The 16,824-nt window shown below is 57.6% G+C and carries 20 protein-coding genes and 1 pseudogene; 9 read left to right on the top strand and 12 right to left on the bottom strand.

The genetic code is table 11. The annotated features are described in order from the left end of the window. Window positions 1-19: 19 nt before the first annotated feature. Window positions 20-382, bottom strand: coding sequence for a 6-carboxytetrahydropterin synthase QueD (gene queD, locus F3J31_RS16395; protein ID WP_167214170.1), 363 nt, complete (start codon window positions 380-382; stop codon window positions 20-22). Between the two features lie 170 nt (window positions 383-552). Between queD and F3J31_RS16390 the strand changes: the two are divergent. Next, window positions 553-831, top strand: a pseudogene (locus tag F3J31_RS16390) (FosA family fosfomycin resistance glutathione transferase); the annotation flags it as partial. Between the two features lie 121 nt (window positions 832-952). Here the strand turns inward: F3J31_RS16390 and F3J31_RS16385 are convergent. Next, window positions 953-1,822, bottom strand: coding sequence for a phosphorothioated DNA-binding restriction endonuclease (locus F3J31_RS16385; protein WP_167214168.1), 870 nt, complete (start codon window positions 1,820-1,822; stop codon window positions 953-955). A gap of 300 nt (window positions 1,823-2,122) precedes the next feature. On the opposite strand from F3J31_RS16385, the gene F3J31_RS16380 reads away from it, so the two are divergent. After that, complete coding sequence (locus F3J31_RS16380) at window positions 2,123-2,596, top strand: SymE family type I addiction module toxin (RefSeq protein WP_084832599.1); 474 nt, start codon at window positions 2,123-2,125, stop codon at window positions 2,594-2,596. Between the two features lie 74 nt (window positions 2,597-2,670). Here F3J31_RS16380 and F3J31_RS16375 read toward each other — a convergent pair whose 3' ends face one another. The 5 genes from F3J31_RS16375 to trpS form a co-directional block, all read right to left on the bottom strand. Then, window positions 2,671-3,042, bottom strand: coding sequence for a hypothetical protein (locus F3J31_RS16375; RefSeq protein WP_045348371.1), 372 nt, complete (start codon window positions 3,040-3,042; stop codon window positions 2,671-2,673). Window positions 3,043-3,157: 115 nt separating this feature from the next. Further along, window positions 3,158-3,589, bottom strand: a complete 432-nt coding sequence (tssD, locus tag F3J31_RS16370; protein ID WP_345790470.1) for a type VI secretion system tube protein TssD — start codon at window positions 3,587-3,589, stop codon at window positions 3,158-3,160. Between the two features lie 50 nt (window positions 3,590-3,639). Next, a complete protein-coding gene (locus tag F3J31_RS16365; protein WP_167214166.1) occupies window positions 3,640-3,987 on the bottom strand; it encodes a hypothetical protein in 348 nt (115 codons plus the stop codon). Beyond that, window positions 3,980-4,663 carry a hypothetical protein gene (locus F3J31_RS16360; RefSeq protein WP_167214164.1) on the bottom strand — a complete coding sequence of 228 codons (684 nt, stop codon included), beginning with the start codon at window positions 4,661-4,663 and terminating at the stop codon, window positions 3,980-3,982. The genes F3J31_RS16365 and F3J31_RS16360 overlap by 8 nt, the downstream gene beginning before the upstream one ends. Window positions 4,664-4,835: 172 nt before the next feature. Beyond that, the gene (gene trpS / locus F3J31_RS16355; protein ID WP_167214162.1) at window positions 4,836-5,840 is read right to left on the bottom strand and encodes a tryptophan--tRNA ligase; all 1,005 of its coding nucleotides are present in this window, start codon (window positions 5,838-5,840) and stop codon (window positions 4,836-4,838) included. Window positions 5,841-6,039: 199 nt separating this feature from the next. Between trpS and fosA the strand changes: the two genes are divergently transcribed. Continuing rightward, window positions 6,040-6,465 carry a FosA/FosA2 family fosfomycin resistance glutathione transferase gene (gene fosA / locus F3J31_RS16350; protein WP_148768628.1) on the top strand — a complete coding sequence of 142 codons (426 nt, stop codon included), beginning with the start codon at window positions 6,040-6,042 and terminating at the stop codon, window positions 6,463-6,465. Here the strand turns inward: fosA and F3J31_RS16345 are convergent. After that, window positions 6,451-7,464 (bottom strand): LacI family DNA-binding transcriptional regulator, encoded by a 1,014-nt coding sequence (locus F3J31_RS16345; protein WP_167214160.1) that lies wholly within the window; start codon window positions 7,462-7,464, stop codon window positions 6,451-6,453. The genes fosA and F3J31_RS16345 overlap by 15 nt on opposite strands. A gap of 185 nt (window positions 7,465-7,649) precedes the next feature. On the opposite strand from F3J31_RS16345, the gene F3J31_RS16340 reads away from it, so the two are divergent. Beyond that, a complete protein-coding gene (locus F3J31_RS16340; RefSeq protein WP_167214158.1) occupies window positions 7,650-8,738 on the top strand; it encodes a cellulase family glycosylhydrolase in 1,089 nt (362 codons plus the stop codon). 50 nt (window positions 8,739-8,788) lie between these two features. After that, window positions 8,789-10,183: an MFS transporter gene (locus F3J31_RS16335; RefSeq protein ID WP_032649974.1), complete on the top strand. Its 1,395-nt coding sequence runs from the start codon at window positions 8,789-8,791 to the stop codon at window positions 10,181-10,183. A 41-nt stretch (window positions 10,184-10,224) separates the two neighbouring features. Here F3J31_RS16335 and F3J31_RS16330 read toward each other — a convergent pair whose 3' ends face one another. From F3J31_RS16330 to F3J31_RS16315, 4 genes are read right to left on the bottom strand one after another with little or no spacing between them, the layout of a single operon-like run. Continuing rightward, window positions 10,225-11,046: an alpha/beta hydrolase gene (locus tag F3J31_RS16330; RefSeq protein WP_167214157.1), complete on the bottom strand. Its 822-nt coding sequence runs from the start codon at window positions 11,044-11,046 to the stop codon at window positions 10,225-10,227. Between the two features lie 30 nt (window positions 11,047-11,076). Continuing rightward, entirely contained in the window at window positions 11,077-12,696 is a 1,620-nt protein-coding gene (locus F3J31_RS16325) for an MFS transporter (RefSeq protein ID WP_024909511.1), read from the bottom strand. Continuing rightward, window positions 12,693-13,100 (bottom strand): DoxX family protein, encoded by a 408-nt coding sequence (locus F3J31_RS16320; protein WP_032649971.1) that lies wholly within the window; start codon window positions 13,098-13,100, stop codon window positions 12,693-12,695. The genes F3J31_RS16325 and F3J31_RS16320 overlap by 4 nt, the downstream gene beginning before the upstream one ends. After that, window positions 13,100-14,971, bottom strand: coding sequence for an amidohydrolase (locus F3J31_RS16315; protein WP_167214156.1), 1,872 nt, complete (start codon window positions 14,969-14,971; stop codon window positions 13,100-13,102). The genes F3J31_RS16320 and F3J31_RS16315 overlap by 1 nt, the downstream gene beginning before the upstream one ends. Window positions 14,972-15,189: 218 nt before the next feature. On the opposite strand from F3J31_RS16315, the gene F3J31_RS16310 reads away from it, so the two are divergent. The 4 genes from F3J31_RS16310 (at window position 15,190) to F3J31_RS16295 (ending at window position 16,820) form a co-directional block, all read left to right on the top strand. Next, complete coding sequence (locus F3J31_RS16310) at window positions 15,190-15,876, top strand: hydrolase (protein ID WP_008501349.1); 687 nt, start codon at window positions 15,190-15,192, stop codon at window positions 15,874-15,876. Window positions 15,877-15,937: 61 nt separating this feature from the next. Beyond that, window positions 15,938-16,159, top strand: a complete 222-nt coding sequence (locus tag F3J31_RS16305) for a DUF1427 family protein (protein ID WP_024909508.1) — start codon at window positions 15,938-15,940, stop codon at window positions 16,157-16,159. Continuing rightward, window positions 16,156-16,419 (top strand): XapX domain-containing protein, encoded by a 264-nt coding sequence (locus F3J31_RS16300; protein ID WP_024909507.1) that lies wholly within the window; start codon window positions 16,156-16,158, stop codon window positions 16,417-16,419. The genes F3J31_RS16305 and F3J31_RS16300 overlap by 4 nt, the downstream gene beginning before the upstream one ends. A gap of 20 nt (window positions 16,420-16,439) precedes the next feature. Continuing rightward, window positions 16,440-16,820, top strand: coding sequence for a response regulator (locus F3J31_RS16295; RefSeq protein WP_008501346.1), 381 nt, complete (start codon window positions 16,440-16,442; stop codon window positions 16,818-16,820). The last annotated feature ends 4 nt before the right edge of the window (window positions 16,821-16,824 follow it).

The following is a 16,824-nucleotide window of genomic DNA, read 5'->3' as shown; positions in this document are numbered from 1 at the left end:
CTTCTGCTATTCCTTTTTGTTATTCACCACGGTAGATGCAGCCTGCAGAGCATGTCTCTTTCACGATAACTGCGCTCAGGATGGGGAGTTGTGGTTTAATCTGATTCCAGATCCATTGAGCCAGAACTTCGCTTGTTGGGTTCCCAAGGCCAGGAATATCGTTGAGATAATAGTGGTCCAGCCTATCCAGCGTAGGTTTGAAGATCGCTTTTAATTCTGCGAAATCGATAATCCACCCCGTGTGCTTATCCACCTCTCCGGTGATCTCAAGGCGAACAACGAACGAGTGCCCGTGTAAACGTCCGCACTTATGCCCATCAGGTACATTGGGTAGTCGGTGTGCGGCTTCAAATGTGAAATCTTTATACAGAGTCGTTTTCATGAGTACCTCAATTTTTGTTATAATGTAACAAATCAAATCTGAGATAGGAAGTACGTAACTTGAGTATGTTAAATAAAAATCTGGATAGTTTGGCCAAGGTGCATTAACTCATTCATTTGTAAAACAAGTAAGATTGATTGGTTAGTTAGATGTATTGTTCTTACCGGCATCTTTCGTACGACGTATCGCGCAACTACGTAGCCACGCAGGAAGGCGACTACACCCACTATGCATTCAGCATCGCGCCAGAGGATTTTGAGTCGTTCTCGTATAAGCTGAAACAGGCGGGAGCGACGGTCTGGAAAGACAATAAAAGCGAAGGGCAATCTTTCTATTTTCTTGACCCGGATGGTCACAAGCTGGAGTTGTATGTGGGAGATTTAGTATCTCGACTGGTGCAATGCCGTGAGAAGCCTTACTCTGGAATGCGTTTCGGACCTGGAAAATAATCACGCAACTTTGTGATCTTCCACCCAGTATTCAATTTTATGTCCCATTCTGGGGGCGAATCCCTAAACAACCCATTAATTTTCAATAAATTAAACGAAAAGGCGAGCCCGGCCTTCGCACTCATTCTCTAAAAACCTCCCTCCGATGCCACTCTACAAACCCCTCCCCAGGATAATTACCTTTCACCATCGGCAACGCAATCTGCTTCCCAGCAAAATCCCAGAACAACCGCCCAACAATCCCACTCCCATTCACAGCCTCGGACACCAGCACCCGCATACTCTCATCTAGTCCAATCGATCCCTTATCAAACGCCTTATGATGAATCGCACACAGCGCCAGCCCGTTTGGGATCTCACACGGTCCACCAAACTGCTTCCACTTGATATGCGCGGCTTCAAGACCAACAGAGGCGTTATCATGTCGCATGTTAAACCCGCAGATTGCGCACTCATAGTTATAAGCACGTAGCACCTGCTGCCGGAACAGCGGATCGCGAACCTTACGGATTTGCTGAATATTAAAGCCCATCTCATCCGCGATCTCTTCCTGAATGCTTTCAGGAAAGTGCGCTTCAAGGATCTGCTGCGCCAGCGAGCCGATCAGGTTTTTGTTCTTACTTAGCAGCGCAAAGTGTTCTTCATCAAACCCGCCTGCGACGTTATGTTCCACAAGTTCTTTAACAGGCGGTTGCTTACTGCCAATGGTCGAACAGAACTCAGTATTCTTCAGATCCCAAAATCCATCCCCTTTGAGCCGCCAGAAAGGCATATTCGGGTAATGCGCCTTCCTCTGTGGGCCAAAGCGTTCTAACAGGCTAAGCAACTGCTCGTGAACCTCGGTTCCATAATCAAACAGTCGCGCATGCCCCTGCTGATAGTTCGCCAGCACGTACAGAAGCAATAAAGGCTTATGCGGCGCACGCTGTTCGCCTTTGCGCCAGATGGTGATATCGGCAACTGCCTGTTCGAGAGTTTTGCTGGAAGCCATCGCGTTACGGAAGAAGGTAAATAATTGCGATGATGCTCGCAAAACCCAGACCAATCAACCCACAATCAGCAAAAACATGATCTTACCGCACACGAACTTTTTTCCTGAACCCCCCTCGCAAATTCCAAATTTACCCCACGCCAAACCGCTGTGTTTATATTCAGCACGGTATAATGAGCACCAGAAATTACGCCGAACGGCAAAGGAAATATTGAAGAATATTTAATGAACAATTCGCGATATGAAGGTGCTGCAACACCCCCATACCGCTAACCACAACCAACTAATATGGAGTTGTATATGGCTGCGACGAATTTTAAGCCAGAGTTTACTGTTTGCAAAACAGAATCAGACGCTTTCACCGGCATGATTGAAAACCGCGAGCTGGTACGCAAAAACAGCGCCCGCCGTTTACACGGCAACCAGCTCAACGCGGCCCCCGTCCATCCCCGCGCGGAGACGCCGCAGGACAGTGCCGCCTGCTGCGAAATTTATTCCCGCATAGATATGAAATACCTTCTTTTGGGCGGCGAGTGGCTAACCCGTGCGGGCTTTATCGACGGCATGCCCGTAAAAATCCGAGCCATGAAAGACTGCATTGTGATTACACCACAGCATACAAGAGAATTATGGGGATGCCTGGAAGGTATGAGTGTGGTGAATATCAATAAACAGAAAGTCGCGCAGTGGTTGAAGACGTTTCCGGGAGCGCTGAATGATACTGGCGATATACCGGCTGTTAAGCGTGGAACAGGGCAGGCGATGTCGGAGTAACTGTGCTTCCCATCTAATGTAACGCTTGAAGCAATAAAACGGGCATGTCATCTCATGCCCGTTTTAAGTAAAAATCAATCACGCTTAACCTGCTCTTTCACAGCCTTAACCAGCGCAGCGTGAAGTTTGCCGACGGTTAAATCACATATAACAGGTTCGGGTATGCCACGTATCCAGCGGATAAACCGACAGATGCCAAAAAAGTCTATGCCTTCACCCGTAAACAGATACTCATTCTCTGCGAGAGAGAACGTTTTCCTGTAGCCATCTTCTTCCGTGGCAAGCTGAACGCCAAACGCTTCTTCGCAGTCTTCCAGTAGGTCTTCGCCGTCGATACCGCAAATATGCAAATCGGCCTCAATCAACGTATTGCTATCGATAGGTTTACGATGCTCACCTGAGGAGTTTCGAACAACCTCAATGACTTGAGAGAGTGTGGGTTCCATAATGATGCTCTCCTTTAAGGCGGTAGAAATAATCGCCAGCGCTTCCCGGTGGCGCTCCGCTTGGTCGGACCGACAAGCACAACGTTACCTCGGCCCGAGAAATGTTAAAGTCGGTTCAGGCTATCGCCATATGATTCCAGGCATCTCTGTAAACGATATTCCCGTCACAGTGTTTCCAGGTGATTGCCTCATATCTTAGCTCGATTGTCTCTGTATGCGTTCCTGTTCCAGAACCCGGGAACAGATTGGGCGTGATACCCGTGATTTTTACATTCTCCAGGATAATGTTGAAATATTCTCTCTCGATTCCTGCATCATCAATTTGGTACATTTTTATCGTAGCCGATTTCAGTGTTTGGTTTTCACACAGTGCCCTGATTAGAACCGGTGTCGTTTTATCAAACTCTTTCTGAACGGCAATCGGTGTATGTACGCGGGTACCTGTTAGTCGGCCTGTATTTTCACTCACAGGAATGGTGAGGTGATGAGCGACTGCCTTTAATTCAATAGCACCAAACCGGCCGGACACCATGGAACCTCCTACGATGGGTGAGCCATTAGCATCGGTTAATCAAAGATACGCTGGATTTGACATAATTATTCCTCATCTATATTTACAAAAGAAGGTAGGTGCAACATCGCAACGACCCATATGAATAAGCCAATAATTTTCAGCGGCCATGGTTCAAGGACAGCTATACAAGCACATGCACCGATGATCAGTAAGGGACCTGATAACACATCCAGGATCCCGCCAAAAATACGTATCTTTCCTGGCAGTAATTTATTCATTACTAATGAAATAATGTAAGCGCTTAGGGTAATGATGCAAAAGGCGATTGTTTTATCATTCCAGGTTTCGAATTCAACCCAGCTAAGGATATAGGCTAAAACTAAATATGAGCAAAGAAGCAGGTTTATAATGGGGATGATAAACTTACTCATACGCGCCTGCCGTAGTGTATGCAGTTAGTTTTTCATTAACTTTCTTCATGATCTGATTAAATACAGGCTTTCCTTCTGAATAACCTGCATGGATAGCATCTACGAAAGGCTGGACGGCATCAGCGAACAGAAAATAAAGTAAGTCATAGTCTCTTGGTCTCAGAAGTTGATATACCTCTGGGGCTTCGGCTTTGAGTCTGTCAGATGTTCTAATTGAACGTTCAGCCATTCCCCCAAACAAAAGGAGTGTGCTCAGTGCCGTGATTGGTTTTTTTTTCCCTTTGAAAACAACAAACGTGAAGGACGTTCTTTCAATAACATGTTTCGCGATAGTAGATGCAATAATATTGGTTGATACTCTACCTGCGATTGAAGTCATTACAGATCTGTATATTTTATCCTGCTCCGCCTCAGTTAAATATCTGTTGAACGCTTCGAATATGGCTTTAACTGCATTGACAATGTTCTCGTAATTCAGAATGTCGTTTTTTATGGCAGTGAGCATTCTTATTCGTTGAGTTTCACGAGCATACCTGGTATCCGTGTCAAAGATACCATAAACCAGATATCCATAATCTAGCGGTACAGATAGCCCTCCATTTATAAGCCCAGTAACTGTATCAGGAGAAGCTATTATGTTGCATAATCTCCGGGCTATATCTTCTACATCGGCCATAATAATCCTTTAAATGCGCAATAAAGGATTTATCAATGTAATATTAATGTGACTGAAGCAATTTATTTTATCTAAACAAGAAATTAAGAATTGTTATAGGTATCAATTTTATCTTTAATGAGATAATTAGCGGCTTGATGCTAACCCCCCGCATTCCACCGCTAAATCGACTTTAACTAAATACCGGCACCCCCAGCCCCACCTTCACCTCCCTCAACGTCTCCTGCGTCACCCCCTGCGCCCGCTCCGTCCCGCGCTTCAGCATCGCCATCAGCTCCCCCTTGTCCTGCATATACATCGCCCTCCGCTCCCGCATCGGCGCAATCAGCTCCTGCAGGCACGCCTCCAGCTCGTTCTTACACGCCCGGTCGCCCAGCCCGCCCGCCTGATAATGTGCCTTCATCGCCGCCACTTTCTCCTTGTCCGGATGAAACGCGTCGAGGTACGTAAACACCACGTTCCCCTCAATCTGCCCCGGGTCGCTCACCTTCAGGTGGTTCGGGTCGGTGTACATCGCGCTCACCGCACGGTGAATCGTCTCTTCGCTGGCCGAAAGGTGCAGCGTGTTGCCCAGCGATTTCGACATCTTGGCGCTGCCGTCGATGCCGGGCAGGCGGCTGGTGTCGCTCAGCATCGCCTTGCAGTGGCGCAGCACCGGGGCGGGCAGCAGGCTGTTCATCTTGTGGACGATCTCGTTGGTCTGCTCAATCATCGGCAGCTGGTCGTCGCCGACGGGCACGCACTCGGCCTTAAACGCGGTGATGTCCGCCGCCTGGCTGATGGGGTAGGCCATAAACCCGACCGGCAGCGAGCGGGCGAAGCCTTTCTGCGCAATCTCGTTTTTCACCGTCGGGTTACGCTCCACGCGGGCGACGGTGACGATGTTCATATACAGCATCGTCAGCTCGGCGAGGGCGGGCAGGGCGGACTGCAGGCAGATTGTGGTCAGGTTCGGGTCGATGCCGGCGGCGAGGTAGTCGGCCAGCACTTCAGGGATGTTGTCGCGGATCTTCTGCGGGTTGCTGCCGTTGTCGGTCAGCCCCTGCAGGTCGGCAATCAGCACAAACTGGCTGTGCGTCTGCTGCAGCGCCACGCGCTGGCGCAGCGATCCGACGAAGTGGCCGAGGTGCAGCGGGCCGGTTGGGCGATCGCCGGTGAGGATGGTCTGCGGGTTCATAAAGACTCCTTAACGTTGTAAAGCCGAAAGGGGTCTTAGAAAAGTGAAAGCCGCCTTTCGGCGGCTATCTGAAAATGGGGAAAACTACTCCGTGCCGCCTTTAAGAAGGCAGCCACCAGCGGTTTACGGTGAGCACGGCGTGGTTTATGTTCATCTCTTTACCGTACCACGTCCGGCGCGAAAAACAAAAGGGCACGTCATGCTGCAATCACTCAACCACCTGACCCTCGCGGTCAGCGACCTGCAAAAAAGCGTCACCTTCTGGCACGCGCTGCTGGGCCTGACCCTGCACGCCCGCTGGAATACCGGGGCCTACCTCACCTGTGGCGATCTGTGGGTCTGCCTGTCGTACGACGAGGCGCGCCAGTACGTGCCGCCGCAGGAGAGCGACTACACCCACTACGCGTTTACCGTGGCGGAAGAGGATTTTGAACCGTTCTCGCAAAGGCTGGAACAGGCGGGCGTCACCGTCTGGAAGCAGAACAAAAGCGAGGGGGCGTCGTTCTACTTTCTCGACCCGGACGGGCACAAGCTGGAGCTGCACGTGGGCAGCCTCGCCGCGCGGCTGGCGGCGTGTCGCGAGAAACCCTACGCGGGCATGGTGTTTACCTCAGACGAGGCTTGAGGCGCGCACCTTTAGCCTGCCCGCCAGCGTCACGTGCGTGGCGGCATCTTCCTGATTGCACAGGTACTCCACCGCCAGCCGTCCCAGCTCGCTGTAGGGCAGCTGGATACTGGTCAGCGGCGGGGTGAGCTGCTCGGAAATCTTCTGGTCGTCGTAGCCCGCCAGCAGCATGTCCTGCGGGATGCGCACGCCGTTCACCGCCAGCGCCTGATAGCAGCCGATCGCCAGCCAGTCGCTGGCGCAGAAGATGGCGTCCGGGCGCTCGGCCAGTTCCAGCAGAGAGGTCGTCGCGGTAAAGGACTCGCTGAACTGCCAGTTGGTCTGGCGCACCAGACCGTCGTCGCACGTGAGTCCGGCCTGCTGCAGCGCGGCCTGGTAGCCCGCCAGACGCTGGCGCGAGGCCTCCATCCAGCTCTCGCCGGTGATGTGGGCGATGCGCGTGGCCCCGCAGGCGATGAGGTGTTTAGTCACCTGGAAGGCGTTGGCGTAGTCGTCCGGGATAAACGACGGCAGCAGCGGCGAGCCGGGGTCGCGCTGGTTGAGCAGCACCAGCGGGATGCGGGTGCAGTCCTGGAATGCCGTCATGTCCACCAGCGTGGTGACCGGTGAGGCGAGGACAATCCCGATGCAGTTGCGCTTCTCCAGCTGGCGGATGATGTTCAGCGCCAGCTCGATGTCGTCGCCGTCGCCGTAGTCGTAGACGGTGAGCAACGTTTCATTGCGCCACGCGGCTTCCCGCGCCTGGCTGATGGCGTCGATAAACGGGTCAAAGCTCTGCAGCGAGCTGACCAGCAGGGCGATCTCTTCCTGGTTGCGCGGGGCGTGAACGGCGGGGAGACGGTCGTAGCCGAGCTCGGTAGCGACGCCAATGACCCGCTGGCGGGTGTCGTCGCTGAGCTTGATGTTACGGGACTGGTTAAGCACCAGCGATACCGTCGCCTGCGACACCCCTGCCGCCCGCGCAATATCGTTCATCGTCACTTTCGTTTTTCGCTTCATCCGTCCTCTCCCTTTCGCGAATTCGCATCATACCCTAACCGCACGCTTACGCGCCGTCGATCACGTTTCTCATTCATCGAAGCGTGAACTTTGTGAGGGGCGTCGCTTTTCTTATCGCCGTGATTTGCGCATTTATCCTGCAACTAATATTTATTAGCTAAATATTATCAGTAAGAGGACGCGTAATGAAAGAGCAGTGGAGCAGGGAGCAGGCACAGGCGTGGTATCAGCAGAAGGGCTGGCTGTGCGGGTTTAACTATCTGCCGTCGACGGCGGTGAACTGGACCGATATCTGGCAGGAAGAGACCTTCGATGCCGCCACCATCGAGCGCGAGCTGGGCTGGGCGGCGGACGCGGGTTACAACACCTTGCGCATCAACCTGCCGTTTATCGTCTGGGAGCACGACCGCGACGGGCTGATGGCGCGCATCGACCGCTTTTTGACGATTGCCGACGGCCACGGGTTCAGCACCATGCTGACCCTGATGGACGACTGCGGCTTCTCCGGCGACGAGCCGTACCTCGGCCCGCAAAAGCCGCCGGTACCGGGCAAGCACAACAGCCAGGCGGCGGCGAGCCCGGGGCGTGACAAGGTGTGCGATCCGGACTGCTGGGCAGACATTGAACGCTATATCCGCGACGTTGTACGCCAGTACCGCGACGACAGGCGCGTGCTGCTGTGGGATCTCTACAACGAGCCGGGCAACCGCGGCATTTTCGCCACCGGCACGCAGGAAGTGCAGTACGACGCGAAGCTGGAGACCTGCGCCCACGCGCTGATGAAGCTGGCGTTCCAGTGGGTGCGTGAAGAAGATCCGACCCAGCCGCTCACCGTCTGCGCGTGGCGTCTGCCGCCGGAAGAGGAGGGCGAGACGTTCTTTCAGCATCCGCTGGACCAGACCGCGCTGGCGCTCTCGGACGTGGTGAGCTTCCACGCTTACACCCACACCGGGCGCATGACGGCGATTATTCAGCAGCTGCAAAAGCTCGGACGACCGCTGTTCTGCACCGAATGGCTGGCCCGCCACGTGGGCAGCACCATCGAAGAGCAGCTTCCGCTGATGTACGCGGCGAAGGTCGCGCCGTACCAGTGGGGTCTGGTGCGCGGCAAAACCCAGACGTGGCTGCCGTGGCCGGTGGTGATGAAGGAGTCCACGGACTACTGCCGCCTCTGGTTCCACGACGTGTTTGAGGAGAACGGCATTCCTTTCTCGCGCCGTGAAATCGCCCTGATGCAGCAGCTGCGCAAGATCGCCCCACAGGCGCAGGACTAATAATATCGACCCGGCGGTCCACCGCCGGGCAACCAGGCAGGCATATAACAATGGCAACGACAATGAAAATACCGTCTCGCGAGCTGTGGTCTTATTTTGGTTATGGTTTAGGTCAGTGTTTTAGCTTTGGTTTAGTGGGTTCGTTTATTAACTATTTTTACACCGACGTGCTGGGGATCTCGGCGCTGGCGGCGAGCACCATCTTCCTGATTGCCCGCGCGTGGGACGCGGTTCACGATCCGCTGTTTGCCAGCATTATGGATACCATTAACAGCCGGTTCGGCAAGTTTCGCCACTTTTTGCTGATCGCCCCGCTGCTGATCACCGGCGTCACGCTGCTGTCGTTCTATAAAATCGAAGCGGACATGACCACCAAAATCCTCTACGCCGGGGTGACGTATATTCTGTGGGGGACGCTGTACGCCATCTCCGATATCCCATTCTGGTCGATGTCGTCGGTGATGACCAACGACTCCGGGCAGCGCACCCGCGCGGTGACGGCGGCGATGCTCGGGGTGAACGCCGGGATTGCCTGCGCCAACATCTTCTTCCCGAAGCTGGCGGCCTATTTCGCCCAGTACAGCAATGACAAAGGCTACTTTATGGCGGCGCTGGTGATGATGCTGGTGGGCCTGCCGCTGATGCTTAACGGCTTCATGCAGATTAAAGAGCGCGTGCCGCCAAGCCCGGAAAAGGTGACCATCCGCGATACCTTCCACAACCTGCGCCAGAACAAGCCGCTGTTTATCGTCCTGCTGTCGTTCTTCTTTTGCGTGTTTCATAACGTGGCGGGCGGTCTCTATATCTACTTCTTTATCAACAATCTGGGCGACGGCAGCCTGCAGATGGCGATTGGCGTGATGGGAATAGTCGCGGCGGTGCTGTGCCTGGTCGCCCCGATGCTGACGCGCCGGATGCAGAAGCGGAAGCTGTTTATGATCCTCTGCGGGCTGGACGTGGCGGTGCGCGTGGTGATGTGGTTTGTGGGCTATCAGCAGGTGACGATGCTGTTTATTCTGCTCGGCCTGAGCACGCTGTTCGTGATGATGACCAACATCCTCACCTCGTCGATGATTGCCGACACCATCGAGTACGCGGAGTACCACACCCACAAGCGCTGCGCGGCTATCACCTTCTCCGGGCAGACCTTTACCGGCAAGATGTCGGTGGCGGTGGGCGGCGGGTTAATCGGGGTGTTTCTGACGATGATCGGCTATGTGCCGCAGGCGCAAATTCAGAGCGAGAGCGTGCTGTCGGGGCTGTTCTTCGGGATTTGCCTGCTGCCGGCAATAGGGTCGCTGATCCGAATGGGCTTTATGTCGCGCTTTACCTTTACCGAGGAGAAGCATGCGGAGATTTGTAGGCTGCTGGCGGAGCGCAACGCGTCTGCGAAAGCGCCGGGTGGCGGCTGCGCCTTACCCGGCCTACAGGACCAGCCCTTGTAGGCCTGATAAGCGAAGCGCCATCAGGCTTCGCTTTTTAAGACTTACAGCGACTTCACAAACGCCAGCAGGTCTTCGTTAAGCTGGTCCTGGTGGGTCAGCGCGAAGCCGTGCGGCGCGTTGTCGTACACCTTCAGCGTGGCGTTTTTGATCATCTCTGCCGCCAGCTTGCCGGTGCTTTCAAACGGCACGATCTGGTCGTTGCTGCCGTGGATCACCAGCGTCGGCACATCGATTTTCGCCATATCCGGGCGGAAGTCGGTTTCGCCGAAGGCGGTCACGCAGTCGATGGTGCCCTTCAGGGAGGCCAGCAGGGCGATGTTCAGCGTCTGGGTCAGGGCACCGGCGGAAACGGTCTGCCCGGCGTTGGTGCCGTAGAACGGGGTGGCGAAGTCGCTGATGAACTGGGCGCGATCTTTACGCAGTCCGTCGCGAATGCCGTCGAACACGCTCTGATCCACACCCTGCGGGAAGGTGCCGGATTTGCCGAAGATCGGCGTGACCGCGCCCAGCAGCGCCAGACCGGCCACGCGCGCGCTGCCGTAGTTGTTGATGTAGCGGGTCACGTCGCCGCCGCCCATGGAGAAGCCCACCAGCGTCACGTCCTGGAGGTCCAGGGTGGTGATCAGGTCGTTGATGTCGGACGCAAAGGTGTCGTAGTCGTAACCGTTCCACGGCTGATCCGAGCGGCCAAAGCCGCGGCGGTCAAAGGCGATGGCGCGGAAGCCGCGCTCGGCCAGGTAGTTCAGCTGGCTGTCCCACATGTCGCCGTCCAGCGGCCAGCCGTGGCTGAAGAGAACCGGTTTGCCCGCGCCGCCTTCTTTGTAGTAAATCTGCGTGCCGTCTTTTGCCTTAAACGTTGCCATAGTGTGTTCCTGTGCAGGTGATGGTTATGGTTATACCGGCGCGACCAGATAACGAATTGCCGGTGATGTTGTGCCCTGATGAAAAGCCAGAACGCGGCTCTGCAGCAGGAGGTCATTCATGGTGTGGCGCTCCTGCTGGCGCAGATGCTCAATCCACGAGCCCATCAGGAAGGTCTCGATAAACAGGCCGGGGCGCTCAATATCTTCGTATACCGCCCAGCTCATCGCCCCGGCGCGGCGTCGCACCCGGCGCAGCTCGTGGACCGCCTCCAGGAAGGCTTTTGCGTTGTGCGGGTCGATGATGTACTCGTGCGAGACCAGCACCGGGCCACGCTCGTTCGGCAGGTCGATCTCCACGCCGTCCAGCGGCTGGCCGCTCAGGTCGAGGTTTAATTCCGGGTCTTTCTCCAGCTTCCAGCGGAACACGGTGGCGCTTGCCAGCACCATCCCCAGCGTGGCGACAACCAGCGCGGTCGGGGTGCCAAACCGGGAGGCTATCTGCCCCCAGATGGCGCTGCCCGTGGTCATCGAGCCGAAGAATACCGTCAGGTAGACCGCCAGCGCGCGGGCCTTCACCCAGCGGGCGGCGCTGCGCTGGGCGCCGAGGTTCAGCGTCGAGAGCACCGCAATCCACGCGAAGCCGGTGAAGAACTCAAACAGGTTGAGCAGCCAGACGTGGCGCACAAACGCCAGCGCCAGCATGGTGAGGGCAAAGACCAGGCTCGCGGCCACCATCAGGCGGTCGGCGTTCAGCCGCTGGCGCAGGCGCGGCAGCAGGATGGCCCCGGCAATCGCCCCCAGGCCAATGCACGCCAGCATCACGCCGTAGCCCGCCGGGCCCAGGCCCAGCTCGCGGCGCGCCACCAGCGGCAGCAGCGCCCAGCCCGCGCTGCCGAAAACGAAGAAGGCCACGGTACGCACCAGCACGTTGCGCAGCACCGGGGCGGCGTGCACGTAGCGGATGCCGGTGCGCACCGCAGAGAAGAAGTGCTCCGGCGGCAGACGCTGAATGGACGGGGCCGGACGCCAGCGCCACAGTACCCACGCCACGCCCACCACGGACAGCGCGTTCAGGGCAAACACCATCCACGGCCCGGCGAGCGAAAGCAGGAAACCGCCCAGCGCGGGGCCAATCGCCCGGCTGATGTTCACCCCGAGCGAGTTCAGCGCCACGGCGGCACCCAGCTCCGGCTTGCTCACCAGATCGGGCACCACGGCCTGGAACGGCGGCGAGCTCATCGCCGCCCCTACGCTCAGCAGAAACGTCGCCACCAACAGCACGGTCGGGGTGACGTGTCCGGTGAAGGAGAGCGCCGTCAGCCCGGCGGCGGCGATGAACACCCACAGCTGGGAGAAGAGCAGGTATTTACGCCGGTCAACGATGTCCGCCATCACCCCGGACGGCAGGGCGAAGAGGAACATCGGCAGGCTGCTGGCTGCCTGCACCAGCGCGATATCCAGCGGGTCGGCGCTCAGGGTCAGCATGCTCCAGTTGATGCCGACGTCGCTCATCCATGAGCCGACGTTAGAGACCACCGTGGCGATCCACAGCATGCGGAACACCGGCTGGCTCAGCGGCTGCCAGGGTGAAACCGTCGGTGCGGGCGTCGTCTCGACGTGTGCGTCGCGAACGTCGTTAACCTGGGTCATGCGAACCTCTCCGTTGCCTTACGCTGCAGCCGCCACTGGCCCGGCCCGGTGAGGGCAAGAGTGGTGAAGATAATCAGCAGCAGCCAGCCAAACTGCCCTTCGGCAATCGACCAGTTCGGGTGGACCGCCAGCATCGCCACCAGCAGCACGGCGATAATCGGCAGGCACGCCAGGCGGGTGTAGACGCCCGCAATGATCAACAGCGGGCAGATCACCTCGGCGACAATCGCCGGGATCAGGCTGGCGTAAGGCCCGAAGCCGAACGGATCTTCAATGCGCGTCAGCTCTTCGCTGAAGTGCAGCACCTTCGGCAGGCCGTGCACATAGAGCAGCAGCAGGCTGCCGGTCAGGCGCAGGAAGAACAGCCCCAGGTCGATCCGGGGCGGCATAGTGGTGTTTTTCATCAGAATGCAAAGCAGCTGCAGCCCAGCGCCCCCCAGAAAGCGTTATCGTCGGACACCGGCATCGCTGACGTGCGGGCGAAATCGTGCTGGTGGCTGTGAACCCCGCACGGGCCGCTGCAGTGGTGAGCCACACTCATACCCACGCGCGTAGCCTGCGGCGGCGCGCTGCGGTAGTGGCCCGGCACCTTCACCACCGGGGACCACTCGGGCAGGACCGGGATGGCCGGCGGCGCGAGCGGGCCAAAGCTGCCCGCGGCGTAGACGATGTCGCCGTTGACCACCGTGAGAACGGACTCGATGCCCTTGATCTCCTCTTCCGGCACGCGGAAGTAGTCTTTGCTGAGCACCGCCAGGTCGGCGAGCTGGCCGACTTTAATCTGCCCCTTCTGGTTCTGCTCGCTGGAGAACCACGCGCTGCCCTGGGTCCAGAGCATCAGGGCGGTATCGCGATCCAGACGGGCACTGTGGTCGTACATCTGCATTCCGCCGACGGTACGGCCGGAGACCAGCCAGTAGAGCGCGGTCCACGGGTTGTAGCTCGCCACGCGGGTGGCGTCCGTCCCTAAGCCCACCGGCACGCCGGTCTCGAGCATTTTCGCCACCGGCGGCGTGTGGCGGGTGGCTTCGATGCCGTAACGCTCGGCAAAGTACTCGCCCTGGAAGGCCATGCGGTGCTGGACGGCAATGCCGCCGCCGAGCGCTTTGATGCGGTCGATGTTGGCCTGTGACACGGTTTCCGCATGGTCGAAGAACCAGTGCAGGCCGTTGAACGGAATGTCGCGGTTCACCTTCTCGAAGACGTCCAGCATGCGGCTGATGGATTCGTTATAGGTGGCGTGCAGGCGGAACGGCCAGCGGTGCTCCACCAGATGGCGCACCACGCGCTCCAGTTCGTCCTCCATGCCCGGCGCGAGATCCGGGCGCGGTTCGAGGAAGTCTTCAAAATCGGCGGCGGAGAAGACCAGCATCTCGCCCGCGCCGTTGTGGCGGAAGAAGTCGCTGCCCTGGCCCGGCGTGAGCATGTCGGTCCATTTTTCAAAGTCTTCCAGCTCGTGGCCCGGACGCTGGGTAAAGAGGTTGTAGGCGATGCGGATGGTCATCTGCTTTTTCGCGTGCAGCTCGGCGATCACCTCGTAATCTTCCGGGTAGTTCTGGAAGCCGCCGCCCGCGTCGATGGCGCTGGTCAGCCCCAGGCGGTTGAGCTCGCGCATGAACTGGCGGGTGGAGTTAACCTGCTGCTCCAGCGGCAGCTTCGGCCCTTTGGCCAGCGTGGCATAGAGGATCATGGCGTTCGGACGGGCGATCAGCATCCCGGTCGGGTTGCCGTTGGCGTCGCGCTGGATCTCGCCGCCCGGCGGGTTTGGCGTGTCTTTGGTGTAGCCGACCACCTTCAGCGCGGCGCGGTTGAGCAGGGCGCGGTCGTACAGGTGCAGGATGAAGACCGGGGTATCCGGCGCGGCGTCGTTAATTTCGTCCAGGGTTGGCATGCGGCGCTCGGCAAACTGGAACTCGGTCCAGCCGCCGACTACGCGCACCCACTGCGGCGACGGGGTGCGCAGCGCCTGCTCTTTCAGCATCCGCAGGGCGTCGGCCAGAGAGGGCACGCCTTCCCAGCGCAGCTCGAGGTTGTAGTTCAGCCCGCCGCGGATCAGGTGCAGGTGCGAGTCGTTGAGGCCGGGGATGGCGGTGTGGCCTTTCAAATCCACCACTTTGGTGGCGTCGCCGTGGTGCTGCATCACCTCGGCGACGGTACCCACTTCCAGAAATTTTCCGTCGCGCACGGCAACGGCTTCCGCGACAGGATTCTCGCGATCGACGGTGTGAAACTGGCCGTTAACCAGAATGAGATCGGCTTTACCGAGGGTAACCATAACTGCTCCTGACTGAGAGGGGAATGGTCAGGATTATGGGAACCGGTTTCGGCAAAGATCCAGTTATACAATAGGATAGGTATACCAAAGTATAACTATACCTAAGGTTAACTATACGAAGAGATAATTACGCGCGGAGAAGGAAAACCGCAGGATGAGGGTGACTTTATCGCCGTGGCGCTCGCGGCGATTTCTACCCTTAACCACTGGAAAATGCTATGACCTCTTCAAAGCTCGAAGTGTTAACCCCTGCGAACTGTCAGATCATCTTTATCGATCACCAGCCACAGATGGCGTTTGGCGTGCAGTCGATTGACCGCCAGGTGCTGAAAAACAACACCGTGGCGCTGGCGAAAGCGGCTAAGGTGTTCAACATCCCGACCATCATCACCACCGTAGAGACCGAAAGCTTCTCCGGCAATACCTATCCTGAGCTGCTGGACGTGTTCCCGGGTCAGGACATTCTGGAGCGCACCTCCATGAACTCCTGGGACGACCAGAAGGTGCGCGACGCGCTGAAGGCCAACGGCAAGAAGAAGGTCGTGGTGGCCGGTCTGTGGACAGAAGTGTGCAACAACAGCTTTGCCCTGTGCGCAATGCTGGAAGGCGACTACGAAATTTATATGGTGGCGGACGCGTCCGGCGGCACCTCGAAAGAAGCCCACGACTACGCGATGCAGCGCATGATCCAGGCGGGCGTGATCCCGGTGACCTGGCAGCAGGTAATGCTGGAGTGGCAGCGCGACTGGGCGCGTAAAGAGACCTACACCGCGGTGATGGACATCGTGCGCGAGCACTCCGGCGCGTACGGCATGGGCGTGGATTACGCCTACACCATGGTGCACAAAGCGCCGTCTCGCCAGAAGAGCGAGCACCGCACCTTAGCGCCGGTCCCGGCTCGCTAAGTCCCGTCGGCGGGCTGGTCCCTCATCCGGCTCGCCGCTGCCTCTTTCTCTGGAGTTCACGATGAGTACTGGGCTGATATCCCTTGCGGCAGGCGTGTTGATTGGCCTGATGTATGCCGTGCTGAAGGTGCGCTCCCCCGCGCCGCCCGCGCTGGCGCTGATTGGTCTGCTGGGGATGCTGGCGGGTGAACAGGCGACGCGCCATCTCTTATCCCGCGACGGCGCCCCACCTCCTCAGGTGACCGTTCCGCAGGCGGCATCGCAGACGGGAGCGTCATCATGAAAGCATGGATAATTTCGCTGGTGTGCGGCGTGGTTGCTGGGGTAATTTACGCTCTGCTCGACGTCCATTCCCCGGCACCGCCGGTTGTCGCCCTGCTTGGCCTGTTCGGCATGCTGGTGGGCGAACAGCTCATCCCGGTGGGACGACGTTTACTGAGTCGCGAACCGCTCACCCTCGCCTGGTTTCGTCACGAATGCGTACCGAAAATCAGCGGCACGGCGCCCCCTGCGCCCGCGAAGGACCCTCGCGACGTTAAATGACTGGTTAGAGGAATAACAGCATGACGCTGCCGTGGCGCATTGCCATCATTGATGACGAACGTTCCGTCCGCAGCGGGTTGAGTAATCTCCTGGAGTCGGAAGGCTATTCAACCGACACGTTTGATTCGGCAGAGGTATTTCTGAGCCATCCGCTTGCCCTGTCCGGCGCGGCGCTAGTGATCACCGATATCAAGCTCCGGGGTATGAGCGGCCTTGAGCTATTTGACAAGCTGCGGCTGCTGGCCGTACCGCCTCCGCCCGTGCTCTTTATCTCCGGTCATGCTGATGAAAATATGCAGCGGTACGCTCTCGGTCTGGGCGCCGCTGCTTTTTTGCGTAAGCCGATTAACATCGATATTCTGCTGGATCATATTCAGCGGGAGCTGGCCCGCCGACAATAAGGAT

It is taken from the genome of Enterobacter sp. Acro-832 (assembly GCF_011752745.1).
In the GTDB taxonomy this organism is placed as follows: Bacteria; Pseudomonadota; Gammaproteobacteria; order Enterobacterales; family Enterobacteriaceae; genus Enterobacter; species Enterobacter quasiroggenkampii.
This window is presented reverse-complemented; position numbering and strand designations above follow the sequence as displayed.